Below are 25,062 nucleotides of genomic sequence, written 5' to 3'. Positions count from 1 at the left end.
ATCCTGCTACAATCAACGGTTGTACCATGTTAGACATCCGCCAGCTAAAGATAAACTATGGACTAAACAACAAGATCATTCTAAGGACACGGTTGAAAGATACCGTGTCTTTTTCATTTGCAAAAATAGGAGGTCAGGATGAAGAAATTACTTCTACGGACCCTGCCGTTACTCCTCATATTTTGCCTGCTCTGCCCGATGAATGCGATTGCCGATACTGGCGGAAGCGGAAATATTGACGGCGGTGGCGGCGGGATGGGCAGCGGAACCAGCACCAATTCATGGAACAGCGGCAACGAAGGTGTGCGCGTCACTGTGGTTCGAGCAAGTGACCATGCAGCAGTGACAACTTCTATTGATTTAACCAATAAGTCTCCCAACAATATCCAAGTGCATTTTGGGAAAGTGAGCAAGATGCAATATACTGCAGGCAGTGGGTTGAAACCGACCACAAATAAATATCAATATATTAATCCGCCACAAGCCATGCCTCGTATTATCAGCACCAACGGAAGCAATAACATTGAAGCCATTAAAAGCTACTTTTGTTCAGAGTACATCATACAAATGATTTCAAACCACACAGGCATGGATTACGATGTCCTCATCGGCGGTGAGTACAAGATACTTTTAGAGCCCATCGCTTACTACAAATTTGAGGGCACCATGATTGCCACCACCGCTACCGAAGCAGCACTCTATGATGAGCAGACCAGCGGCCTGTTAAGACGCCGTATGGTATCCCTCACTCACAAAAATCTGCCCCTTGCCATGTTTTTGGAGGTAAGCGATCTTGGCTACCCTGCATGGGGAGGCAGCAAAACCAGCGCCGCCACCAATGCGGATATCAAGTCCAGCCTTGGGCTTGGGATCGTCCGCTTTAAGGAAAAGTCGGAGGAACCGCAGATTGAAGCCTATGACTACGAATACCGGGTCAACACCGACGTCATCACGGCAGTGCGGATCAGCGGCGGACAGTCCGATCCCGACAGCCCCACCCGCGTCAGCTTCAACATCGGCGGCCAAACCTACAGCGTGGGCAATGTTTATTATCCTGAAGGCGACAGCCAGCTTGCGTGGGTGAAATGGAAAACCCCGGATACCGAGCAGAACATGACCATTGAAGTGACAGTGTCCGGCCCCGGCAGCACGGCGAAAACGACGCTCAACGTTAAAATCGTTGACCTTGATAAGAACTCGCCGCCCAATCCCGTAGCCGATGACCGAAACGACAGCTTCTCCCGTGTTGCTGTTCCAAATCGGACGGTGAAAAATACGGCAAGCTGGGGCGTCTGGCGTCCATGGTGGCAGGAATATTGGGTGTGGCATGGGAGTGACGAGGATGGATATTGGTGTGATCACGGCTGGTACGAATTTGATCTGGATCGCTACAGCGCCAGCCTGACCGCAGCCATGAGCATTCAGTGCGACAGCAAAAATCCTACTGCCAGCGGAACGGTTATGAAGTCAGGGTACGGTATCAACCAGATCGTCACCGGGAGCATCAGTTCCAACCAAAGCTCGGCGGTTACCAAGCCGCAGAATGCGGTCAGCTATTTCCCTGAATTCGGCTACGAAACCTATTGGCGGCTCTTGGAGCGGATGGGTACAGGGCGGTTTGAGTTTCAGAAAAATCCGTATTCCACCTACAAAAACCGCACCCATTTCAGCCCGATCTGGATGCCGGACGGCTCTTATACCGTCAACACATGGCTCATAGATGCATGGACGCCGGATGGAATGCTGTCCGCCAACCTGACCGACAGTCTGACCATAAAGGGCAATTTGTGGCAGGATTGGCACGCCGGTCCCCTCCAGCCGTAAGGGAGGGACGAAGATGGCATATGAACGAATTGAGGCTCCAAAGGGCAGCCTATTCCACTACACGAAAAAGGATCGGCTGGATGCAATTTTACAGGATGGACGCATCCGGCGGTTTGAAGATCGGGAATGCTGGTTCTGCACCTCTCTTGCGGACACCCTGCGGCTTATGGAAATGACTGTCATGAAGGAGGGGCATCCTTACGTGAATACGCAGGGGCGGCTGCGAAAATACCCCGTTTTTGTGCCGGAGGATTATGTGATTCTTCAACTGGAGCCGCGCTATCAAAGCGGCGATTGGGTGCGCTGGAATCAGGAGTTGCCCTCCGGCTGTTCCGCTGAGCTCCTTGCACAAGCGGAGGAATTCAGTGCGCTGAAAAAGGGATTCCGGGGCGACCTGAAGTTTTACCAAAATCCGCAGGTGCTTGCGGTAGCTCCGCTTTTGGAGCAACAGACTCCGGGCATGGACATGACCATGCAGCTATAACACAGAAAAAGAACAAGGCGGCGGGAGCGATCCTGCGGCCTTGTTCCTCATTTCAGAAAGGTGGTCTTTATGAAAAGATACAAAAAAGTCGCATTGGCGCTCTCGCTCATCCTCATGGTCAGCCTGCTGTTCGGCACAACCGCTTTTGCGGCAAACGGCGACGTGGCCGGAGCAATCGAGGGAACGTGGAACGACGCCTCCGGGCAGATCAAGACGGTGGTCAACAAGGTGGTATTTCCGGCAATCGACTTGATTCTTGCGGTGTTTTTCTTTGCAAAATTGGGAACGGCATACTTCGACTATAGGAAACACGGGCAATTTGAGTGGGCCGCGCCTGCGATTCTGTTCGCCTGCTTGGTGTTCACCCTCACGGCTCCGACCTATATCTGGACAATTCTCGGAATGTGATGGTGAAATAGAAGATGGGCAATCTCATCCTAATTGGTGAGATTGCCTATACTTTCAGCCTATTGCAGGTTATATGCAATATAACATTATCAACTTGTCTGCATCTAAGAAAAAATGCAGGCGCTGCAATTTATTATTTCCAGTTTCTTGTGATAGCTGCAAAGTTAAAACAGAAATGCTCTTATAATCAGCCATAAAACAAGAAGCCAGATGGCCACAATCAGGAGAGCATAGTACCACTTTTTCGGCTTCCCGCTTGCCCATTGGCCCGTTGCTTCTTCCCGATAATGTTCAAATAGCTCTTGCGGGATAAAACGAATGGTAAGCGCGATCAGAAAGGGAAGCAAAATGACATCGTCAAGATACCCCAGCACGGGAATAAAATCCGGTATCAGATCAACCGGTGATAAGGCATAGGCGACGGTTACACCAGCCAACACTTTTGCAATGGCAGGAGTGTTTTTGTCCTTCATACACAGAAATACCGCTGGGATATCGGTTTTCAACTGTCGTGCTCTTTTTTTCAAATCCATAGTTATTATCCTCTCAGGATGAATCTCAGGGCTTCACATTTTGTTATTCACCAATTTGAATCAAGCGAGAACTGTGCGTGCTCTCATTCAGACGATGGGAGATAGACAATACGGTCCGCCCCTTACACGCCCGTTCCAGGCCTTGCAGCACCCGCAACTCAGTTTCACTGTCCAGATTTGCAGTGATTTCGTCCAGCAGTAAAATTTTAGGCTGTGACGCAACCGCCCTTGCAATGGAGAGAAGCTGAAACTGACCTTGAGAGAAGGTGAGCTTTTCCACCGGCGTGTTGTACCTCTGGTCCAGTTCCATAATATTTTCATGCAGGCCTACCAGTTTTGCAGCTTCTTCAATCTGTTTCTGACCGATGGAATCATCAAACAGAGAAATTTGCTCCGCCACAGTTCCGGCAACTGAATGAAAGGTCTGCTCCACATAACCGAACAGCTTTCTTTTTCGTTTATCTGAAATTTGGGCGGCATCAATGTCATTGATCAATATTTGCCCTTTTTGCGGAGCATACAAGCCAAGAATCAACTTGAACAGCGTGCTTTTTCCGGCACCGGTTCTGCCTATAAATGTGACTGCTTCGCCCTGCTGCACAGAAAAACTCATATCCTGTAAGACTACGGTTTTATCGTCATATCCAAATTCCACATTGTCAAAGCTAATAGCTGATTCCCCGTTTGCGCCGGAAAACGCCCTGTTTGAGGTGCCCTCCGGTACGGTGCGCTCTCTTTCAGACAGGAATTCGTTGATTCGCTTTACGCCTGCCACAGCAGACTGAATGTTCTGGATCTCCATGCCGATGCTTTCAAGCGGCTCAAACACCTTGCCCACATAGGCGATGATGGCAACTGCCGTACCCACGGTAATTCCAAAAAACTGTTGCATTCCACCGCCCAAAGCGGCGAACACCATCATCACTGCAATCACGCAGGAGCTGACAAAAATGACGATGGGAGAATAAATGGAATCATACAGATTGGACTTATCGAGGGCACGGTAGCTTTCCTCAATATAGGAATCATACTTTTCTTCCATGTACTTTTGCCGAAACAGGGTATGAATCGTGCGGATGTTATGAATGGTTTCAGGCACATGATTGTTTACCTTGCTGACGGCGACACGGTTTGCAAGCTGCGCCTTGAGCATTCGCTTTTGAAACAGACGCGTCATGGCGAACAGCGCCGGAGTCACCAAAAGCATCAGGATTCCAAGCCCGGTGCTTTTATAAAAGATGACCATAAGAATGCTCAGTACCTTAAACGCATCGGCAACCATCCCGATAATGCCGTTTGTAAAGAGAGAATCCACCACATCCACATCATTGACAAAGCGAGAGGTGATTTTGGCGGGGGCATGCTGTGTAAAATAAGCCGCCGGCAGTCGTTTCAGTTTGGCGCAAAGCTCGCTGCGCAGACTATGGGTCATCTTTTGCCCGAACACCGTAATCATCACGCTCTGACCTGACTCCAGCAAATCAGAAAGTGCCAGCAGCCCAAAGTAACCAAGGGGCAGCACAAGAGAAACGGCCTGCCGTCCGGTCAGCCGGTTTACCATCTGCTCCAGAACAAGGGGAGGAAACAGCGCGGCTGCCACACAGGCGGCGATCAGAATACCGGTGAGAAGGGTCATCCCACTGTTTTGACGGACGGTCTTCCGAAAAACGACGCCAAGTCCGTTCTTATTCTTCATGGCCTGCACCTCCCATTGCCTGCGCCTGATAGAGTGTCTCATAGGTGCTGTTTCCCCGCATCAGCGCAGAATGGGTGGAAAGTACGCTCGTGCCATGCTCCAGAAAGAGTACATGATCCAACTGTGGAAACAGCTGTAAACGGTGGGAAATTAAAATAACGATGCGGTCTGCAGCCAGCAGACGCAGATTTGCAAAAATCTCCCGTTCGGTTTTTTGGTCCACTGCGGAAAAGGGGTCATCCAAAATCAAAATCTGCCGTGCATGATAGCAGGTGCGAGCCAGCGCAAGACGTGCCTGCTGACCGCCCGACAGACGGATTCCACCGCTGCCGACGGAGGTAGCCGCTCCCTGCGGCATTTTACAAATTTCATCTGCCAGACACACCGTTTTCAGGCAGCGGGCTATTTCGCCTTTTTCACCCAGACGAATATTTTCTTCAATGCTCTCTGTCATCAGCTCCGGTTCATGCCCCAGATAGGACAGCAGCCGGCTGCGCTCGTATAAACTCAGCGTGCGCAGTTCTCGCTCATCTACCTCAATGCTACCCTCGTAGGGCAGTTCCCCCAACAGCGCCTTGCCCAGCATGGATTTTCCGCTGGCAACTGCTCCCGCCACGCCGATGATTTGTCCCGGCTGTGCGGAAAAAGAAATCCCGTGCAGCACCTGCTGCCCGTTTTCCCAGCGCAGAGACAAATCCCGCACTTTAATCGATGCCCCGGCAGAAAAATCCATATCGGACAGAGTAGACTGCTCCACATACTCTTTCATAAGCGGTTTGATTCTCGCCCAGGAAACCTGTGCCTTTTGAACAGAATTAAACAGCTTCGCAGTCTTGGATGACTTGAGCGCCATTTTGGCAAAGCAGGACAGGAATGTGGTGAAAGCGGCGATATTCCAGTTGCTCCAGCCAGTACCGGTAACATTTTTACCGCCCAGATACAAGACAAATATCACACCGCACATGGAAATGATGTGGTAGAGCGGCTGCATGGTGTTCTCCCAAAAATTTGCTGCCACTGCGCACTTTTCATAGTCTCTCAGGTACCCCTCATAAGCTAGGTCCCTGTTTTTATCACAGCTGTAAATGCGATAGGTAACCGCATTGGAGACTCTGTCCATGGTGGCACCGTTCAGCCGTTCGGCGCTTTTTTTGTATGTCCCGTTGTACTGCGTTACCCGGTGTTTCAAACGTCCTGCGATGAAATAAGCGACAGGGGTAAAGGCACAGGAAATCAGCGTCAGACGCCAGTCGTAATAAAACAGCATGGCAAGGTACGCAATCAGCACCACGCCGGTATCAAACACCTCTGTGGTGAACTTTCGCATGCCCTCCGCGCAGGCATCCACATCCGATACCGCTTTGGTCATCACCGTTCCAATGCTTTCTCGCTCCAGTTCATCCCGGCTCATGTTCACGAGGCTGTTGTAGAGCATATGACGCATGTTGCGGCTGGTATTATTTGCAAAACGGCGCACATAGAAGCGCTTCACGCAGCGCATGACCTGCACGGCTAAAATGACAATCAGATAGACCACCGCCAGTGACAGCATGGCGGAAAAGGATTCACGACCACCCATAATGTCGAACAGGCACTGTGCCAAACGGCCTTCAAAATATGGCCCCGCAATCATTCCAACATTGTAAAGGATGCCTGAAATCGTAACCAGCGTGAGCGACCAACGTTCCATCTTGAAGTAGGACAGAATATGGTCAGGCTGAGAAACCTGTTTGATATTTTGATTTGTGCTGCTCATTTTCCTCCGCTCCCTTCTAAAAAGCGGTGAATGAGGTTTGGAAAGTCTGCCTTGCTCTCTGCCTTGGAGCGCGTGTAAAGGATGTTCAGCAGCCGACAGAACTCAGCATTTTCCTCAGGAGACAATGTTTCCTGCAAATATTCATAATAAAGAGCTTCAACGGAAGCCTTGGAGTTTTTTAATTGGTCAGCCTTTTCAGTGGCATAGAGCAGCTGGCTGCGGCCATCGGCAGGGTTTGCCTTTCTGATAAGATACCCCTTTGCCTCCAGATTGGCCGCACGGCGGGCAGCGGCCCCTTTATCCAATGCGAGAATCTCCCGAATGGCAGCCTGTGTGATGCCGGGATTTTTGCGAACCACATGGATGAAATCATATTCCGCAGTTCCAATACCGTCCAGCTTCAGCATACGGGCAGTAAACTTATTGACTTCACGGGCAATCTTTGTGATTTGCCGTTTAGTGGCATCCATAATAGCACCTCCAGCATAAAAAAGATGTAGTATCAACTAAACTGTATGATACTACATCTTTTATTTTCTGTCAATGAAAATGGATATTAAAGGATCTAAGGTGAGGTTTGAAGAGAAAACATGTTCACCATATGAACAGAGGAAAAAGGAGAAAAATGATATGATAACTAAAATTCGCTCACCTGCCTTTGACAAGGATACTCTGGACTATATTGTTCTAAATCATCCACACTGCACAAGGAAAAGGTTGAAACCACAGTATCAAATGTGTTGTCGTCAAAATGAAGTGCAGCGGCACTTTCCGAAAATAACGCAACCTCGATGGCACTATCCTTCAGCTTTCTAGGATAAGCCTCCACAGTAGCAATGTGTGTAATATTAGTAGGATAAAGGGGAAGGTTGGTGCCTTCCCCAATTCCTATTTCAAGAATGTTGCCGTATGCGTGTTTCAGCAGTGCGGTACGCTTTTTCAAAATGGAATTTTTTCCAATATTCCATCGCATCAGCGTTGGAAAAGCAATATCTTGATACCAGCCCATAGGCTTACCTTCTGAGCAGCTTTTTTACAAGCTTCACAAGCTCATACCAGAACACGGCTACTGCTGCAATCCCAACGGCTTTCAAAAGCATGGGTACAGACAGCGGTGCCAGCTTCAAGAATGCATTCAGCGGAGAGTAAAGGATAATGCCCAGCATCGCAAGTGTTCCGAAGTTCACGGCCCACATTACCTTGTCTTTTGCAAGACGAATGATAGATTGCAGGGCGAAGTCATGATCAGAGCTGTTCACCTGCACCAAGAATAAGTTGGAAATCATAATAATGGAAAGCCCTATGGCGCGGGCAACCGATGCATTGTCTGCATTGCCGGAGAGCGTCACATAGTAAGCACCAAAGGATGCGGCAAAGATGACAAGACCCTGCAACACGCTTTTCGCCAGAATGTGCGCAGTCAAAAGCTTTTCCTTGGGGTCACGAGGTTTTCGTTCCATAATATCTGTTTCGGCAGGCTGGCGCTCCAGCACAATGGAGCAGGTGGGGTCAATCAGCAGCTCCAAAAGCACAACGTGCAGCGGCAGCAAAAGCAGTGCTGTCGGCGCAATGCCGAGGATAGGTGCAAGCAGGGAGGCAAATGCAATAGGGATGTGAATGGTGAACACATAGCCCACTGCCTTGCGGATATTATCATAAATTCGCCTGCCATCCTTGACTGTTTCCACAATGGTGGTAAAGTTGTCGTCCATTAAAATAAGGTCGGCGGCCTCACGAGATACCTCACTGCCACGCTTGCCCATTGCAATGCCGATGTCTGCATATTTTAGAGCAGGTGCATCATTAACACCGTCACCGGTCATAGCAACAATCTCGCCGTTGTCCTTAAACGCTTTCACAATGCGCATTTTATGTTCAGGAATAACACGGGAGAAAATGCTGACATCCTTAACCCTTTCACGCAGTTGCACGTCAGTCATTTCGTTTAGCATATCGCCTGTGATGATATGGTCACTGTTTGGCATACCAATTTTCTTTGCAATAGAGGATGCGGTAATTCCGTTGTCGCCTGTAATCATAACAACACGAATACCCGCCCTATTGCATACCGCAATGTCTGCTTTTACGCTTTCACGTGGGGGATCTGCAAGCCCGATGAGTCCGCAAAGCGTCAAACGACAATCGATGATTTGTGCTGGAATTTCCGATTCGCTCTGAGGGCTTGCAGTGGCAACCGCAATGACTCGCAAGCCTTGTTTCGACATTTCGGTAATTTTATGCTCCACTACTTCTTTGTCGTTCTCCGTCAGCTCACAGATGGTCAAAATACGCTCTGGTGAACCTTTTGCGGCAATAACAATGCTGCCGTTTCTTCTCCATATATGTCCCATCATTTTCAGTTCATTGGTAAAAGCATATTCGCTAATTAGTTCGCCGCCAAAGAGATGTTCTTTGGAGATGCCAAGCCCATCACAATGTTTAAGCATTGCTTTTTCCATTGGGTCATAGGCGTCAGTTTCGCAGCCAAGCCCCATCACTTCACACAAGTTATGGGTGTCGCCATCAGCCGCCCAAGTGTCCTGCACAGTCATCTGGTTCATAGTGATGGTACCGGTTTTGTCTACGCAAAGTACCGATACAGCACCCAGCGTTTCAACGGACGGAAGCTTGCGTACAAGTGAGTTTTTCTTAGCAAGCCGCCACGCACCCATAGAAAGGAACACGGTAAGAATCACCGGAAACTCCTCGGGTATCATTGCCATCGCAAGGGTAATACCAGATAGAATACTCTCAATGAGTCGGTCTCCAAAGCCATGGTCTGGTATGTTAAACCAAGTGAACACACCCACAAGGGCAAACAAAACGGCCGCTATTCCAGCGCATAGCTTAACAAGGCTGCCTGTCTGCTTTTGAAGCGGAGTATCCTCATCGGGTGCTGCGGCAACATTTGCACCGATTTTACCGTATTCGGTAGCTCCGCCGATTTTGTCAACCAGCACTGTTGCTGTTCCTTGTGTGACCAAAGTTCCTGCATAACAGTAATCCTTCCGCCAATAGTCAGAAATGGGCTCTGCACTTTCGGTTGGAATTTTCCACACACCTTCTGCTTCGCCTGTTAAGGAGGACTCATCCACGCACAGGTCATTACATTTTAGCACAATACCATCAGCAGGAATTTTGACTCCCTCATAAATCATCATTAAGTCGCCAGGAACAAGATCGCAGCTTGCAATTGTCTGCTCCTTGCCGTCACGAATGACTGTGACATGTGGGGCAGACAAATCCTTGAGAGCGTTCAAGGTTTTATCTGTTTTCCATTCTTGGATGACATCAATGCTGATAATGCCCACTACAAAAATGAGCATAATCGCACCATCTCTGGGTTCACCCAGAATAAAATAGATGATTGCAGCAACAATCAGCAGCAAAAACATCGGCTCACAGATAATGTGCAGAACTTTTCTTAGAAAGCTCTCTTTCTTCTGTGAGGTCAATTCATTTTTGCCATATTGTTCCTGCAATCGTTTTGCTTCGGCGGCGGCTAGGCCTGCCATGTTCAGTTTGTTGCTTGTCATAAAAGGTACCTCCGTTTTAGCCTTTCGGCAGTCGTTTGATAGCTCTATGGCACTCCATTTTCGTGGTCGTTGTTCCATTTGGGTATAAAAATAGCACACCTATGGAACATACTACTGTCCCACAGATGTGCGCATTATGCAATCTGCTGCCACTCGTTGGGTGGCCCGGCCCCATGACCTCTTATAAAAAAGGTTCATCGCCTGCTCAGTTTGTACTGTTGATCTCGCATTCCAAGTAAAGAATGTAATGCAGTGCAAAGAGGTTACTAAATATTATATGCGGCTGTAATGTAATTGTCAACTAAAATATGATAATTTCCCATTTCTTGAAAAAGGGGGGCTTTGTTTGAAAATTAAAATCCGTTCACCGTCCTTATGCAAGTATTGACTGGACGATTTTGGGGATGTAGTGGATCGAACTGTTTTTACACACGGCTTCCAAACAGAGCGGAAACATCTGGCGTTCCGAAGAAATTTGCAGTAAAATAGGCGCAGGAGGTGATGCGGTGAACAGTAATGATATGAAAGGGAAAATCCATAACTCCATGTATCAGCAGCTCCAAAAGAACGGCATAGCTGTCCCCGTGCAGGTGCTGATGGATTTAAGCATCCTCTCCAAAGAGGATTATGAGCGGTGGCGCTTCGGCAAGGTGGATTATTTGGAGCGTGTCTGCAAGGGGAACCTCTCCAAGCTGTCCCTTATCATGCGGGAAATTGGGGGCTATGCCACAAAAAACAATCTCAAGGCTTCGTGGACATTTTATAAGCAGTGGGGACTGAAAAACTGCTCCCATGCAAGGAAGCTTCGGTTTTCCAAAAGCGGCGGCGAGGACATCGAAAAAGCCTATGCCACCCACTATATAGACCCCATCAGGGTAAGCGAGCTGAAACAACAATCACAAATATGCTCCAAGACGCACTGTGAATGAACCCACGGTGCGTCTTTTTTATTTCCCCAAAAAGGAGTTTGCAGCAGCAAAACAAGGAGGGCGGCAGAGCCGCTCTCCTTGCTGCTTGCAAACGAATTTCGCTATTTATCGTTGTCATCTGGCTCTGAATCTCTTTTGAGCTCCACAATAACGCCGTCGTCGCCGGAGATGAAAAACTCCTCCGTCTTTTGCTGCGCACGCTGAAGCAGCGAAATGGCATCTGTCACATCGTTAAACAGCGAATCATACATTTTTTTGTAGTCTGCCACGCAATTGACCTCCTATTTCCTTATTTCGGTGGCCACCGTTGTGTGGTATTGAAGCTCTGAACGAGCGGATTGTCAAGTCGTTATTGAAGTTTTCTAAATCTTTGCACCCCACCCGAAATCCGTTCAAACAGATACGCAGGCACACCGCAGCATTTGCTATGGTGTGCCTTTTTTATTTCCACAGAAAGGAGTGAGAATCCAATGTTTATCTGGGACTTTGTTCTTGGAACCGTCATGGATCAGATCATCGAATGGCTCTACGGACAGGTGGTCGGCTTTCTGGCCGACTTCTTTGCGCAGATGGGAAACATGGGTGTGGAGCTGTTCGAAATGAGTTGGGTGCAGTCCATCGTCCTGTTTTTTTCCTATCTGGCTTGGGCGCTGTACGGAACCGGGCTGGTGGTGTCGGCGTTTGAAACCGGCATCGAGTACCAGCACGGCCGGGGCAGCATCAAGGACACCGCCTTAAATGCTATCAAGGGCTTTATGGCGGTGTCCCTTTTTACCACTGTGCCGGTGGAGCTTTTCAAGCTCTCGGTGAATCTCCAGAGCAGCCTCACGGCGGGCATCACCGGCTACGGCACCAGCTTCGGTGACCTTGCGGGAAACATCATTTCCGAGCTTGGCAGTTCTCCGGATATCGGCGGCGCCATGGGCTCCGGCGTGTTCGGAGGGCTGTCTGTCATTACAAGCCCGATCCTGCTGCTTTTTATGATTATCATGATGGGCTATGCAGTCATTAAAGTGTTTTTTGCCAACCTCAAGCGCGGCGGCATTTTGCTGATCCAGATTGCCGTGGGCAGCCTGTATATGTTTTCCGTGCCCCGCGGCTACATCGACGGCTTTACACAATGGTGCAAGCAGATCATCGGCCTGTGCCTCACCACATTTTTGCAGGCATCTATCCTCGCGGCAGGGCTTATGGTGCTGCGAACCCATGCCCTGCTGGGGCTTGGACTGATGCTGGCCGCCGGAGAAGTGCCGCGAATTGCCGGAGCCTTCGGGCTTGATACCAGCACAAAGGCAAATGTGATGAGCGCCGTGTATACCGCACAGGCGGCCGTCAACACCACCCGCACCATCGTACAAGCAGTAGCGCCGAAATAATCATGAAAGGAATTTGCCTATGAAACTAATCTATGTGGCGTCCCCTTACGCCGGGGACATCGAACAGAATACCGAATTTACCAGGAAAGCGTGCCGCCATGTGATGAATGAGGGGCACGCTTTTTTTGCGCCCCATTTATTATACCCCCAGCTCCTTGAAGATTCCAATCCGCAGGAACGCCAGCTCGGTCTGGATATGGGGCTTGCCATGCTCCCCCGCTGCGACGAGCTGTGGTGCTACGGCGACCGCATCTCTTATGGAATGCACCTTGAAATTGAGGAAGCGGTCAGAATCGGAATCCCGGTTCGCCGGGTGATGGAACAGGAAAATGGCTTTGCTATCGGCACAGCTAAAGGCACCGAACCGGCCGAAGCTCCCCAGCAGGCGATGAGGATGGTCTGATGATGACGATGGGGAGCCTCTTCGATGGGATTGGAGGTTTTCCATTGGCGGCTATCCGCAACGGTATTACTCCCGTATGGGCCAGTGAAATCGAAGCCTTTCCCATCGAAGTGACAAAAATCCGATTCCCCGAAATGCTCCATGTCGGGGATATTACAAAGCTGGACGGAGCGAAACTGCCGCCTGTGGACGTCATTTGCGGCGGCTCACCCTGCCAAGATTTATCGGTCGCTGGCCAGCGCCGGGGCTTGGCGGGTGAGCGTTCCGGCCTGTTTATGGAGCAGACACGAATCACAAAGGAGATGAGAAAAGTCGATGAGCAACGAAACGTACCAGCTCACCTTGTTCGACCTCGATACCTCGTTTGGGAAAATGTCCCCGGAGCTTTCAGCTCCTCAGAGGCGGAAGATTTCAAAGCGGTCATCGAGGAGATTGTCCGCATTAAGTACAGTGCCTGTGATGTGCCTCGACCTGAGTCCGGGCGCTGGGAATCTGCTGGGGCTGTCCTTTTGGGAGATGAATTCAGCCTGGCTTGGAGAGTCATGGACGCTCAATTCTGGGGAGTCGCCCAGCGACGCCGTCGCATCTTCCTTGTCGCAGATTTTGGAGGCACGACCGCACCCGAAATACTATTTAAGCAAGACAGCCTGTTTGGGGATCTTGCGCAGAGCGGAGGCCCGCGGCAAGGAACTGCCGCCCCAACTGAAGGATGCCCTGATGATACAGGCGGGGCTTGCCTGACCCCATGGGATGTACAGAGCCGCCGCATTTTTGAAGAAACCGGGACATGGCCCGCCCTCTACGGCGGCGAAGGCGGCGGGCACGGATATATCCAGACAGAAGAAAAAACAGCGATAGCCTTTGCCGCGAATCAGCGTGACGAAGTGCGGGATTTGCACGATATTGCGGGGGCGGTACAGGCCCAGCCGGGGATGAAGCAGCAGACCTTTGTGGCACAGCCGCTGTTCTGCTTAAACGATCAGGGCGGCGAACGGATGGATGTCACGGAGGATGTTTCGTCTACACTGCGCGCCGGTATGGGAGGGCATCCTCCGCTGGTATCCCAGCCGAACTGTCTGAACGGCTGGGATACCCAGCAAAGCCGTGTGTTTACGCCGGAGGGTGTGGCGCCGACTCTTGCCGCCAAAGGGGACCCCGGCGAATCGTCAGATTCGTTGGGGAGAGGAGGTGCAACGGAGCGTGTGAATTTCGAGTGCGAAGCACCCGAAGGAACTGAGCGAAGTTTGCAACGACGAGGCGGCGGGGGCAGAAATTCGGCAGGGCTGCTGTTTGCTGCAGGCGTTGTCAGCAAGGGCGACGGCGACTGCTTTCTCACGCCGGAAGTTCATACCTCCATTACCGGCGGCGGTGGGCAGGCCGGACAGGGCTACCCTTGTGTGCTTACCGCAGGCTTCTGCGGCAGCGCCAGTGCCGAGGCCAGAGGAATCGGCTATCAGGCGGAGTGTTCCCCTACCATCAAAACGGGTACGGCTCCATCGGTGCTGTGCCTCAACGATCAGGGCGGCAGCCAGATGCACTGCACCGAGGATATTACCGGTACGCTCCGCGCCCAGGAGCATGGACACCAGCCGCTGGTGTTTGACAACCACGCACAAGATTCACGTTTTACCGGACCGGTGGCGGTATCGCAGACAGTATCCGCAGGCTTCGGACAGGGCGGGAACAATCAGCCATTGGTCATGGCGACTCAACAGGGCGGTGCTGAAATTGGCGAGGGTGTCTGCCCAACCATTACGGCCAGTGCCGGGATGAGCGGCAATAATCAGCCGGTGTTATTTGAAAATCATGGCATCGACAGCCGTTACACTGGCCCGCATGCTGTGGCGCCCACCATGTCCGCACGGATGGGAACCGGGGGTAATAATGTTCCGCTGGTGGGCAGTGCCGTTGCCTTTTCACTGGATTCAAAGGAATCCAACAGCATGAAATCGGCAAATCCCCATTCGGGATGCCGGGAAACGGACGTTGCCAGAACCATTGACACGACAAACCCCGACCCCAGTAAGAATCAAGGCGGCATTGCGATTTTGCAGGAAACCATCTGCATTGCGGGCAATACCATTGACCGGGAGCCGGAAAACGGCGGCAACGGCCTCGGTTGTCAGTCGGACATCAGCTACACCATTACGACCAGCGACCGGCACGCCGTGTGTGAACCGTACCAAGAGGTGGTGGGCGCGCTTTGCCGAGGGGATGAGAAAGGCATCGGCAGCCAGTATGTCAGTCAGAACAAATGCATCGTGGAAAGGCGTAACCTCATCCGCAGGCTCACCCCGCTGGAATGTGAACGGCTCCAAGGCTTTCCCGATGGCTGGACGCTGATTCCCAGCTCATCGGACAGTGCCCGATATAAAGCTCTTGGAAATAGTGTGGCGATACCATGTGTGAACTTTGTTCTCCGTGGGATCGCCTATTTTTTGCGAAAAATCTATGAGGAACAGGAGGAATCACCCCCATGTACATCTACCCCGACAACTTAAAATCCAAGGCGACCCTGTGGCTGTGGGAGCTGCGAGACATCGGAATCATCGGCGTTGGCTGCCTGATTTCCGTCTTCGCACTCTCCCGGCTGGGCTGGCTGCCGCCCATTGTTCTGACGGCGGTCTATGCCTTTTTATCTATTCGCTTCGAGGATGTAAGCATTCTTGATTTTATCCGCTATGCCGCAGCTTTCTTCTTTGGCAAGCAGCAGACCTATGAATGGAGGGCGTGAATATGAACCGGAAAAAGAAACAGGAGGCAAGGGAAAAAGCCTCAACCCGCCAGCTCATGGGCATTGAGGGAATCAACGGACACAGCCTTGCGACGCCCCATGGTGAGCAGGTATTTTTTATGATTAAGCCGACGAATATCAGTGTTTTGTCTGAGAGCAGTGTGGGGGCAAGGATTTATGCCCTCATGAATGTACTCAAGGGAATTGCTGAAATTGAAATGCTGTGCTTAAACAGCCGGGAAAACTTTGAGGACAATAAGAGCTATTTGAAAGCCAGAATGGACGCCGAGCAGAACCCCGTCATCCGAAAGCTGCTGGCACAGGATCAGACAGCCCTTGACCGTATGCAGGTGCAGATGGCGACGGCGCGGGAATTTTTAATCATTATACGGCTTCGGAATGAAAAAGAAAGCGATGTTCAGCCCTACCTTTCCCGCATCGAAAAGAGCCTCAAGGATCAGGGCTTCACGGTGCGCAAGGCGGGTGAAAGCAACATCAAGCGCCTGTTGGGTGTCTATTATGAGCAGAATGTCACAACGGAACAATACGAGGATTATGACGGAGAAAGGTGGGTGATTTTCGGTGAGTAAGAACAGAAAAAAAGAAAAAACAGTGCCGCAGGAGGATGCTAAAATCAAGGATTTCCTTGACATGATTGCACCGGGCATCATCAAATTCAACACGGATTATTTTATCTGCGGCAACACCTACCGCTGCGTTTGGGCACTTCGTGAATATCCCACCGCCACTGAGGAACAGGCCATCCTGCGCCACCTTGGCGAAAAAGACGGCGTGACCCTGCGCATCTACACCCGTCAGGTAACTGCGGCTGAGGAAAAGAAAATCATCACGGGCGCTGCCAATAAAAACCGCATGGACAAGAGCTCCACCAATGATCTCCAGCAGACTGTCACCGCTGAAAGCAATCTGCAGGATGTGGTCACGCTGGTGTCCTCCATGCACCGAAACCGGGAGCCGCTCCTGCACTGCGCTGTTTTCATTGAGCTGACCGCTCACGATTCCGATGCGCTGAAGCTCCTCCAAACCGATGTTCTCACCGAACTGGTGCGCAGCAAGCTCAATGTGGACCGGCTCATGCTGCGCCAGCGGGAGGGTTTTCTCGCCGTAGGCCCTGCCGGATGGAATGTGTTCGCCAGCCAGTTTGAACGGGTACTGCCCGCAAGCTCTGTGGCAAACCTCTATCCCTTCAACTACAGCGGCAAGACCGATTCTCATGGATTTTACCTCGGCAGGGACAAATTCGGCTCCAACATCATTGCGGATTTTGACAAGCGCGACGATGACAAAACCAATGCGAATGTCCTGATACTCGGCAACTCCGGCCAAGGCAAGAGCTATCTGTTAAAGCTCATCCTCTGCAATATCCTCGAATCAGGCAAGTCTGTTCTGTGCCTGGACCCTGAGCACGAATATGTGGAGCTGGCCGAAAATCTCGGCGGCTGCTTCATTGACCTCATGTCAGGCCGGTACCGGATCAACCCGCTGGAGCCGAAAACATGGGATGAAGGCGGCAACCCGGAGGACACCGACGCGCCCCAGGCGTTCCGGCAGTCCACCAAGCTCAGCCAGCACATCAGCTTTCTCAAGGATTTCTTCCGGTGCTACAAGGATTTTTCCGACCGCCACATTGATGCCATTGAAATTATGCTGGGCAAGCTGTACGAAAACTTTGGCATCAGCGACCGCACCGATTTCAGAAAGCTGGCTGCCACGGACTATCCCATTTTGTCCGACCTGTATGCCTTAATTGAAACCGAGTACAAGGGCTATGACAAAACCAAATACCAGCTCTACCCGCCGGAGCTTTTGCAGGAAATCCTGCTGGGGCTCCACTCCATGTGCATGGGCGCGGAAAGCCAGTTTTTCAACGGCCACACCAACGTGACCTCAGACCGCTTTATTGTGTTCGGTGTTAAGGGACTTCTGCAGGCCAGCCGGAATGTGAAAAACGCATTGCTGTTCAATGTGCTGTCCTTCATGAGCGATAAGCTGCTGACCGAGGGGAACACCGCCGCCTCCATTGATGAGCTGTACCTGTTCCTCACGAACCTGACGGCTAATGAATATATCCGCAATTTCATGAAGCGTGTCAGGAAAAAGGAATCCTCGGTCATTCTGGCTTCTCAGAATTTGGAGGACTTCAACATTGAGCATATCCGGGAGCTGACCAAGCCGTTGTTTTCTATCCCTACCCACGCCTTTCTGTTCAACGCAGGCAACATCGACAAGCGGTTCTATATCGACAGCCTCCAGTTAGAGGAATCGGAATACAACCTCATCCGCTTTCCCCAACGCGGCGTGTGCCTTTACAAATGCGGCATTGAGCGGTACAACCTTGCGGTCCACGCTCCGGCGTATAAGGAGAAATTGTTCGGAACGGCGGGCGGCAGATAATGAAGAAGGGAGAAAAAATCATGAACAGACTGCAGCAGCAGAAAGAAAACAAATCGGGGCTCCTCGAAGATATGCTGTCCTTTATCCGCTACACCCCCAACCGGGAGGCGGATCTGTTAGCTTTTATGGAGAAGTACCAGAAAGCGGACTGCGAGGAACGCCCCGCTGTTTTGGAGCAGCTCCGCAGCTGTATGGACGGCAAGGAATACCCCGATCCCTACGCCGGGAGCTACCACTATGCCCCAGAGGATGTGTCCCTCATGGGAAAGATTCTGGATGATTACATCGACGATCTCACCTTGGCACAGGGTGATCCCGCCGCCGTTTCAGAGTGTGTGCGGGATACGGTACTGAAAATCAATGCGCTGAATGAGGAATGCGGACGGTATCTCATTGACACTTGGCGCAGGGAACGACTGTGCGGCTTCATCAATTCCGCAGCGGAAACAGCGGGGCTGTCTCAGGAAAAAGACCTGACTCTGCAGCACCGGATGTGGTAAAGGCGGTGAGTAAATGGAGATACAAGGTCAGGATTTCGGGATTGAAGTTGAAATGACCGGGCTTACCAGAAGCCGCGCCGCCGAGGTCATTGCCGAACATTTCGGCACCACCAAAGAATATGAGGGCAGCTTCTACGACGCCTATTTTGCGAGGGATACCACCGGCCGCAAGTGGAAGGTCATGAGCGACGGCAGTCTGGACTGCCAGCGAAAAGAGGGACGCAGGAAGGTCAGCGCCGACCGGAATTACAGCGTGGAGGTGGTCAGCCCCATCTGTCAGTATGGGGACATCGAAACGGTGCAGGAGCTGATCCGCAAGCTCCGGGAGGCCGGGGCGTTTGTGAATTCCTCCTGTGGCATTCATATCCACATCAACGCCGCACCCTTTGACGCACCCCACCTCCGCAATCTGGTGAACATCATGGCGGCCAAGGAAGATATGATTTACAAGGCGCTGAAGGTTTCGCGGGGACGGGAAAGCCACTATTGCCGGAAGATTGACCCCGCTTTTTTAGAACGGCTCAATCGGCAGAAGCCAGCCACCCTCGACCGGCTGAAAAACCTCTGGTACAACGGCAGGGACGGCAGCCGGGAGCATTATCACGACAGCCGCTACCACTGCCTGAATCTGCACAGCGTGTTCCAGAAGGGCACGGTGGAGTTCCGGGCGTTCAACGGAGAGCTGCACGCCGGAAAAATCAAGGCATACATCCAGTTCTGTCTTGCCATGACCGCACAGGCGCTCAACCAGCGGTCGGCAAGCCCCACAAAAACACAGTCCAGCAACGAAAAATACACCTTTCGGGTGTGGCTTTTGCGCCTCGGTATGATCGGGGACGAGTTCAAAACCGCCCGCCAGCATCTGCTGGATCATCTGGAGGGCTGCATCGCTTGGAAAGACCCGGCACAGGCCCAGCGGCAAAAGGAACGACTGCGGGAGAAACGTGAGGCGGAGCGTCAGCAGACACAGGCTCCCCCGGAAGAAGCGGTACCGGAAACCGAAATGGAAGCGGAGGACGAACAGTCCCCCGCTTTTACTATGTCCATGTAGAAGGGAGAATGTATGAAAAATAAGCTGTATATTGCCTACGGCAGCAATCTCAATCTGCCGCAGATGGCGCACAGATGCCCCTCCGCCAAGGTGGTGGGTGCATCCGAAATCAAGGATTATGCCCTTGTGTTCCGGGGCGGCCGAAACGGTGCGGTCGCTACCGTTGAGCCTTGCGAGGGTGCCTCTGTCCCTGTTCTGCTGTGGAAAATTACACCGAAGGATGAGGCGGCGCTGGATCTTTATGAGGGCTTTCCCCGGTTCTACGACAAGGAAATCATGGAGCTGCCGCTGGACGGCCAGACGGTGTCCGCCATGGTCTATGTGATGACGCCGGGTCACCGGCTGGGCTATCCTTCGGATTACTACTACAACACCATCCGTGAGGGCTACGAAACCGCAGGCTTTGACCCCACTGTTCTGGAGCAGGCGGTGGACTATACCGAGCAGCTCATGGAGAGCGAACCGGAGCCGGAACAGCAGAGCCTGTTCGGCTTCGGCGGCCTGAAATGGTGGTGACGGCATGGCAGATCCCGCAACCATTGCAGCGGTTGCAAAAGCCGCCGCTGCAGCGCTTTCAGATGAGCGCACCCGGAAAACCATCGGCTGGGTAATCGCCGCCGTCCTGTCCCCGCTGATTTTGGTCGTCGTGCTGGTCTGTGCCTTGCTCTCTGGCACCACGGGTCACAACAACACCGCCGTGGAGCTGTGCTTTCACGGCGGTGTGATTCCAGCAAGTATGCCTGCGGAGTACCGGGAGTACATCGGGGATATGCGCCAAAGCTTCACCCTCATAGACGGCGCGATTGCCAGCGTGAATGCAGAGATGGAGGATGGGGACAGCCTTGACGATTACCGGGTCAAGGCAATTTTTTATTCTCTGTTCTTCGGCGCGGAGTCCCCCTCCCGGCTGGAGCATCGAAAATATGTGGACTGCTTTGTGACCTATGAAGAACGTACTCGCACCGTGGACAACGGCGACGGCACCACCTCGGAGGAAACCTACACCGTAGCCGTTCCTATTGCTTCGCTGCCCGCCGTCTACAACAACATCCGCACACTGTTCGGCAGAGCAATTACCTATGAGGATCAGGCCAATGCCAATGAAATCTATTATCGTGCCCGGTACGGCACCGGCGCACCCCTGGAGGGGGACGGTTCCGATTCGTGGCAGGATTGGACACCGGATCAGATGGATGGCTTTTACTCCGATTTGCCTGTCGGAGAAGCGGGTGCGGAGGCTGTCCAGCTTGGACTTTCCCGCCTTGGCGACCCCTATTCCCAGGAGCTGCGCGGACAAGGCAGCTACACCGACTGCAGCTATCTTGTGCAGTGGGTGTATAAAAAGCTGGGGGTAAATCTCCCCGGCACGGCTGCGGCGCAGGGAAAATACTGTGTGGACAACGGGCTGACCATTCCCAAATCCAGCCTTGCCCCCGGCGATTTGGTGTTCTGGAGCCACGAGCCCAACGGCCGCTTCATGAACATTACCCACGTTGGCATCTATGCCGGGGACGGCAAGGTGGTGGACGCGTCCTCCTCCAAAGGACAGGTCGTCTACCGGGATTTATTCGATTCCGGCAAGCAGGTGCTGTACGCAAGACCCTATGCCGAAGCGCCGGAAAGCTCCGCCACCGGCTTTGTCTCTCCGTTGGGAAAGAGCTGGCGGTCCATGGTGACCTCCGAATTCGGCGGCAGGACGGACCCCATCACCGGACAACAGGCAGGACATTCCGGTATTGACCTCGGCACCGCCAAGGGCACCTCCATCCGTGCGGCCAAGGCAGGAACGGTGAAAACCGTGGTCTATGGCAGCACCGGCTACGGCTATTATCTTACCATTGACCACGGCGGCGGGCTGGTCACCTTATACGGTCACTGCTCTCAGATTCTCGTTCGGGAGGGGCAGACCGTGAAAGCCGGGGAAACCGTTGCCAAGGTGGGCTCCACCGGGCGCAGCACCGGAAACCATCTGCACTTCGAGGTGCGGGTGAACGGTGTGAAGCAGAATCCGAGAAATTATCTGTCATAAAAAAAGAGAAAGAAGGATGATTTTATGCGTGAAAACAAGATTAAGGTACTCAAAATTGAGCCGGGGCAGGCGCCCCAGGTCAAGGAAATCCGAAATGACCTTGCCAGCCTGCAGGCGGAGGTGGGCGGCCTGATTGAATGCATCAGCTTTCCTAACGGCTGCGTTGCTGTCTGCAATGAGGAAGGCAAAATAAACGGAATGCCGCCCAACAGGCGGCTGGGCGCGGATATTATCTGCGGCCCGTTTTTTGTCTGCGATACCACCCATGACGGTGAGTTTGCCTCTCTCAGCAAGAGCAAAGTTGCGGAATACAGCCAGCTTTTTGCGGACATTCCCGAATTCACCGGGCAGGAACCGGAGCTGGAACCCGGCTTTACCTTTATGGGATTTCGATTTTAAGGAGGACGCTCAGCATGAAAAAAGAAAGCATTACCGTTCAAATGGACGGCGAAAAGCTCCGTGCGGTGAAACGCTACATGGAGAAAAAAGACGCGGATTTGGAACAGGAGCTTTGCGATTCTCTGCAAAAGCTCTATGAAAAATACGTTCCGTCTTCCGTGCGGGAATACATTGACGAGGGCTGCGAAGATGCTCCCGCCGCCACTTCGTTCAAAAAGCAGAAGGAAAAAGAGAAGGCCGCTGCTGCCGCCGACGGAACACAGAACGGGGCGGCGCATTAAGGCACACACCCGTCCCACAGCGTTGCCCCCCGTTCGCCCCTGTGTGCCGTTTTCAGGGCAGAGGTGGCATCCATGCACCCATCCCGCCACAAACGGCAACGTGAGGGCTTTGTGCAGGGCGTTCGGAAATGCGCACCGGCTCCCGAATCTGGCAGCTCCCCACGGTCGAAAAAAGAGCGGGATAAAGGCGGGTGGTCGCAAGCGACCGCCCGCCGCCCACTTCGCCCAGCAGTGCTGGGCGTTTTTCGCACCTTCCCATGAGGTGGCCGGATTGAGGATTTGTCACGGTCAGGGTGGTCGGAATCCGCAAAAACGCAGGAGAATAAAGGATTTTATACGGTCACCTCGCAGGTGTACACGCACGAAATGGAGGCTTTCACATGAAAAACAACAAGGAACGAACGGCGGTCTGGCTGTATCCCGAAACCATGGAACGGCTGGACGGCTGGCTGATACAAGATAACTGCAAGAGCCGCAGCGAGTTTATAGAAAAGGCGCTCTGCTTTTACATGGGCTACCTTGGAACGGAGGACACCTCCTCGTATCTTTCCAAGACACTGCTCTCCTCCATGGAGGGGACGCTGCAAAAAACGGAGAACCGGGTGGCAAGCAATCTCTTTCGCCTCTCGGTGGAAATCAGTATGATGATGCATCTGCTGGCAACCACGCTGGATGTCTCGGATGAGGAGCTGCACCGGCTTCGCGGGCGGTGCGTTGCCGAGGTGAAAAAGACCAAGGGCAAAATCCGTCTGGACGATGCGGTGGAGTTTCAGAATGGCATCGAGGCTGAAGAATAATGGCGCGGATTATTCTCAAGTGCCCCTATCTCAAGGGCGGGGAAAAGACCGCCGCCCATTTAAATAACCTTGTCAAATACATTGCCACCCGTGACGGCGTGGAAAAAATGGAGAGCGCCCACCGGCTCTGGCACTCCACCAAGAAGCAGAAAGAACTGATTGCACAGATACTTCGGGAGTTTCCTGATACCAAGGATTTATTTGAATATGAGGATTACTGTGAGAATCCCAACCGGGGAAACGCCTCGGAGTTTATTTCCATTGCACTGGAACAGAATCTTGATCAAATCAGCGGGCGGGAAAAATATCTGGACTACATCGCAAACCGTCCCCGCGTAGAAAAGTTTGATACCCACGGTTTGTTTACAGCCGGGGATGCGCCTCTGATCTTGTCACAGGTTGCGGAGGAAGTGTCCTCCCACACAGGAAATGTGTGGACGCCGATTATTTCCCTACGACGGGAGGATGCAGGCAAATTTGGGTTTGAAAATGCGGCGGCTTGGAAAGCCTTACTTTCCTCCAAGGCGATGGAGCTGGCCGAGAGCTTAAAAATCCACCCTGACCACCTGAAATGGTACGCGGCGTTTCATAACGAATCGCACCACCCGCATATACACATGATCTGCTACAGCACCGATCCAAGGGAGGGCTACCTTACCAAGCAGGGCATCCGCAAAATGAAGTCCGCTCTGGCAAATGAGATTTTTCGGCAGGAGCTGATTCCGCTGTACAGAGAAAAGACCCAGCGGCGGGATGCGCTGAAGGAACAGACTGCCGAAGTCATGACAGACCTGATCCGCCAGATGAAGGGCGGTGTTTTGGTCAGCGGGCGCATGGAACAGCTCCTCACACACCTTGCCGAGCGTCTGCAAACAGTCAGCGGCAAAAAGCAGTACGGCTATCTGAAAGCAGACCTGAAAAATGTGGTGGATGAAATTGTGGATGAGCTGGCGCAGGACAGCCGCATTGCCGAAGCCTACCGCCTGTGGTGGGAGGTCAGGGGCAGAATTGAGTCCATCTACACCGAAACACCTTCCGATCCGCCGCCCCTTTCCCGCTGCGAGGATTTCAAGCCCATCCGCAATAGGGTCATTCAGGAAGCATTGAACCTCGGCAGCGGTACGATGACCTTTGAGGAACCAGCTTCAGTGGAAACCGCACTGCCGGATGCCGACCCGGATGACGATGCACACTCCGTGGAGCCTGTGCTGGACAACACACCCGCCGAGCCGGAGGAAGATTTTGAACCGCCGCCCGAACCGTCCTTCCGCAGCAGGGAGAAATCACCCACTTCATGGTGGACGGAGGAATACAAGCTGGCAAAACAGTATCTCCACGGCGATGAGGATGCCGATATCCCGCAGGATTTTGAGCAGGCATTCGATTTGTTTCTTTTAGAAGCGGATAAAGATAATCCCCTTGCGCTCTATGACCTTGGCCGCATGACCGCCGATGGACTTGGGTGCGATGCGGATGCGGATGCCGCCTATGGCTGGTATGAAAAGGCACTTGCAGTGTTCCATGCTGCCGAGGAAGAAAAGCCTTGGAAGTATACCGAATACCGCATCGGCAAAATGTTCGCCGCAGGGCTTGGCACAGAGCAGGACTATTTACAGGCGGCGGACTGGCTTACCCTGTCCGCAAACGAGAAGTACAAATATGCGCAGTATTCCCTCGGCGGTCTGTATTACCACAGCAAGGGTGTGGAGCAAGATTATGAAACCGCCTTTTCCCTCTACACCCATTCGGCAGACCAGAGCTTTCCCTATGCCAGTTTTGAGCTTGGTAAGATGCTGCGGGACGGCATCGGTTGCGTAAAAAACCAGCCGGACGCTGACCAGCGTTTCAAGGAAGCCTTTCTCGGCTTCGCCTCTCTGGAGGAAAAAGGGCACGATGATAAGCTCCAATACC

Annotated in this window: 25 protein-coding genes and 1 riboswitch; of the genes, 18 read left to right on the top strand and 7 right to left on the bottom strand. The window is 52.3% G+C overall.

The features are described from left to right. Window positions 1-138 precede the first annotated feature (138 nt). From RT018_RS11765 to RT018_RS11755, 3 genes are all read left to right on the top strand, one after another. Entirely contained in the window at window positions 139-1,824 is a 1,686-nt protein-coding gene (locus RT018_RS11765; RefSeq protein ID WP_018306111.1) for a hypothetical protein, read from the top strand. 13 nt (window positions 1,825-1,837) lie between these two features. Continuing rightward, complete coding sequence (locus RT018_RS11760) at window positions 1,838-2,308, top strand: hypothetical protein (protein WP_018306110.1); 471 nt, start codon at window positions 1,838-1,840, stop codon at window positions 2,306-2,308. A 69-nt stretch (window positions 2,309-2,377) separates the two neighbouring features. Continuing rightward, window positions 2,378-2,716, top strand: a complete 339-nt coding sequence (locus tag RT018_RS11755; protein WP_018306109.1) for a DUF3852 domain-containing protein — start codon at window positions 2,378-2,380, stop codon at window positions 2,714-2,716. Window positions 2,717-2,880: 164 nt separating this feature from the next. On the opposite strand, the gene RT018_RS11750 is transcribed toward RT018_RS11755, so the two are convergent. The 6 genes from RT018_RS11750 to RT018_RS11725 all read right to left on the bottom strand — a co-directional run bounded on the left by RT018_RS11750 (window position 2,881) and on the right by RT018_RS11725 (window position 10,237). Next, on the bottom strand, window positions 2,881-3,249 hold the full coding sequence (locus RT018_RS11750; protein WP_225544039.1) for a YkvA family protein: 369 nt from the start codon (window positions 3,247-3,249) through the stop codon (window positions 2,881-2,883). Between the two features lie 43 nt (window positions 3,250-3,292). Next, window positions 3,293-4,945: an ABC transporter ATP-binding protein gene (locus RT018_RS11745; protein WP_312942193.1), complete on the bottom strand. Its 1,653-nt coding sequence runs from the start codon at window positions 4,943-4,945 to the stop codon at window positions 3,293-3,295. After that, the gene (locus RT018_RS11740) at window positions 4,935-6,701 is read right to left on the bottom strand and encodes an ABC transporter ATP-binding protein (RefSeq protein ID WP_312942191.1); all 1,767 of its coding nucleotides are present in this window, start codon (window positions 6,699-6,701) and stop codon (window positions 4,935-4,937) included. Before RT018_RS11740 ends, RT018_RS11745 begins: the two co-directional genes overlap by 11 nt. Next, entirely contained in the window at window positions 6,698-7,171 is a 474-nt protein-coding gene (locus RT018_RS11735) for a MarR family winged helix-turn-helix transcriptional regulator (RefSeq protein WP_230398908.1), read from the bottom strand. The genes RT018_RS11740 and RT018_RS11735 overlap by 4 nt, the downstream gene beginning before the upstream one ends. A gap of 167 nt (window positions 7,172-7,338) precedes the next feature. After that, window positions 7,339-7,710 (bottom strand): class I SAM-dependent methyltransferase, encoded by a 372-nt coding sequence (locus RT018_RS11730; protein WP_018306936.1) that lies wholly within the window; start codon window positions 7,708-7,710, stop codon window positions 7,339-7,341. Between the two features lie 4 nt (window positions 7,711-7,714). Then, on the bottom strand, window positions 7,715-10,237 hold the full coding sequence (locus RT018_RS11725; protein ID WP_312942186.1) for a cation-translocating P-type ATPase: 2,523 nt from the start codon (window positions 10,235-10,237) through the stop codon (window positions 7,715-7,717). 112 nt (window positions 10,238-10,349) lie between these two features. After that, window positions 10,350-10,456, bottom strand: a riboswitch (NiCo riboswitch). 287 nt (window positions 10,457-10,743) lie between these two features. On the opposite strand from RT018_RS11725, the gene RT018_RS11720 reads away from it, so the two are divergent. Next, window positions 10,744-11,166: a hypothetical protein gene (locus tag RT018_RS11720; RefSeq protein WP_018306595.1), complete on the top strand. Its 423-nt coding sequence runs from the start codon at window positions 10,744-10,746 to the stop codon at window positions 11,164-11,166. 101 nt (window positions 11,167-11,267) lie between these two features. Here the strand turns inward: RT018_RS11720 and RT018_RS11715 are convergent, their stop codons facing one another. Continuing rightward, a complete protein-coding gene (locus RT018_RS11715) occupies window positions 11,268-11,435 on the bottom strand; it encodes a hypothetical protein (RefSeq protein WP_018306596.1) in 168 nt (55 codons plus the stop codon). A 201-nt stretch (window positions 11,436-11,636) separates the two neighbouring features. On the opposite strand from RT018_RS11715, the gene RT018_RS11710 reads away from it, so the two are divergent. From RT018_RS11710 to mobP3, 14 genes are all read left to right on the top strand, one after another. Continuing rightward, entirely contained in the window at window positions 11,637-12,542 is a 906-nt protein-coding gene (locus RT018_RS11710) for a conjugal transfer protein TrbL family protein (protein WP_018306597.1), read from the top strand. Between the two features lie 19 nt (window positions 12,543-12,561). Further along, window positions 12,562-12,945 (top strand): DUF4406 domain-containing protein, encoded by a 384-nt coding sequence (locus tag RT018_RS11705; RefSeq protein ID WP_018306598.1) that lies wholly within the window; start codon window positions 12,562-12,564, stop codon window positions 12,943-12,945. Continuing rightward, window positions 12,945-15,446, top strand: a complete 2,502-nt coding sequence (locus RT018_RS11700) for a DNA cytosine methyltransferase (RefSeq protein ID WP_018306599.1) — start codon at window positions 12,945-12,947, stop codon at window positions 15,444-15,446. Before RT018_RS11705 ends, RT018_RS11700 begins: the two co-directional genes overlap by 1 nt. After that, window positions 15,422-15,679 carry a hypothetical protein gene (locus RT018_RS11695; protein ID WP_018306600.1) on the top strand — a complete coding sequence of 86 codons (258 nt, stop codon included), beginning with the start codon at window positions 15,422-15,424 and terminating at the stop codon, window positions 15,677-15,679. The genes RT018_RS11700 and RT018_RS11695 overlap by 25 nt, the downstream gene beginning before the upstream one ends. A 2-nt stretch (window positions 15,680-15,681) precedes the next feature. Then, a complete protein-coding gene (locus tag RT018_RS11690) occupies window positions 15,682-16,269 on the top strand; it encodes a hypothetical protein (protein WP_312942177.1) in 588 nt (195 codons plus the stop codon). A gap of 61 nt (window positions 16,270-16,330) precedes the next feature. Continuing rightward, window positions 16,331-18,094 carry a helicase HerA domain-containing protein gene (locus RT018_RS11685; RefSeq protein WP_312942197.1) on the top strand — a complete coding sequence of 588 codons (1,764 nt, stop codon included), beginning with the start codon at window positions 16,331-16,333 and terminating at the stop codon, window positions 18,092-18,094. A 20-nt stretch (window positions 18,095-18,114) separates the two neighbouring features. After that, window positions 18,115-18,594 carry a hypothetical protein gene (locus RT018_RS11680; RefSeq protein WP_080647586.1) on the top strand — a complete coding sequence of 160 codons (480 nt, stop codon included), beginning with the start codon at window positions 18,115-18,117 and terminating at the stop codon, window positions 18,592-18,594. Between the two features lie 13 nt (window positions 18,595-18,607). Beyond that, the gene (locus RT018_RS11675; protein WP_018306604.1) at window positions 18,608-19,645 is read left to right on the top strand and encodes an amidoligase family protein; all 1,038 of its coding nucleotides are present in this window, start codon (window positions 18,608-18,610) and stop codon (window positions 19,643-19,645) included. A gap of 12 nt (window positions 19,646-19,657) precedes the next feature. Next, entirely contained in the window at window positions 19,658-20,161 is a 504-nt protein-coding gene (locus RT018_RS11670; protein WP_018306605.1) for a gamma-glutamylcyclotransferase family protein, read from the top strand. A gap of 4 nt (window positions 20,162-20,165) precedes the next feature. Continuing rightward, a complete protein-coding gene (locus RT018_RS11665; protein ID WP_018306606.1) occupies window positions 20,166-21,674 on the top strand; it encodes a peptidoglycan DD-metalloendopeptidase family protein in 1,509 nt (502 codons plus the stop codon). Between the two features lie 24 nt (window positions 21,675-21,698). After that, complete coding sequence (locus tag RT018_RS11660; RefSeq protein ID WP_018306607.1) at window positions 21,699-22,073, top strand: DUF3846 domain-containing protein; 375 nt, start codon at window positions 21,699-21,701, stop codon at window positions 22,071-22,073. A 14-nt stretch (window positions 22,074-22,087) separates the two neighbouring features. Next, a complete protein-coding gene (locus tag RT018_RS11655) occupies window positions 22,088-22,354 on the top strand; it encodes a DUF6103 family protein (protein WP_018306608.1) in 267 nt (88 codons plus the stop codon). 380 nt (window positions 22,355-22,734) lie between these two features. Then, window positions 22,735-23,151: a hypothetical protein gene (locus RT018_RS11650; protein WP_312942167.1), complete on the top strand. Its 417-nt coding sequence runs from the start codon at window positions 22,735-22,737 to the stop codon at window positions 23,149-23,151. After that, window positions 23,151-25,062 (top strand): MobP3 family relaxase (mobP3, locus tag RT018_RS11645; protein WP_312942164.1); only part of this gene is annotated, 1,912 nt, incomplete at its 3' end. The genes RT018_RS11650 and mobP3, both read left to right, overlap by 1 nt.

This window comes from Oscillibacter sp. (assembly GCF_032060045.1).
Classification (GTDB): Bacteria; Bacillota; Clostridia; order Oscillospirales; family Oscillospiraceae; genus Oscillibacter.
The sequence above is the reverse complement of the archived record's forward strand: the minus strand, read 5'-3'. Positions and strand labels throughout refer to the sequence as shown.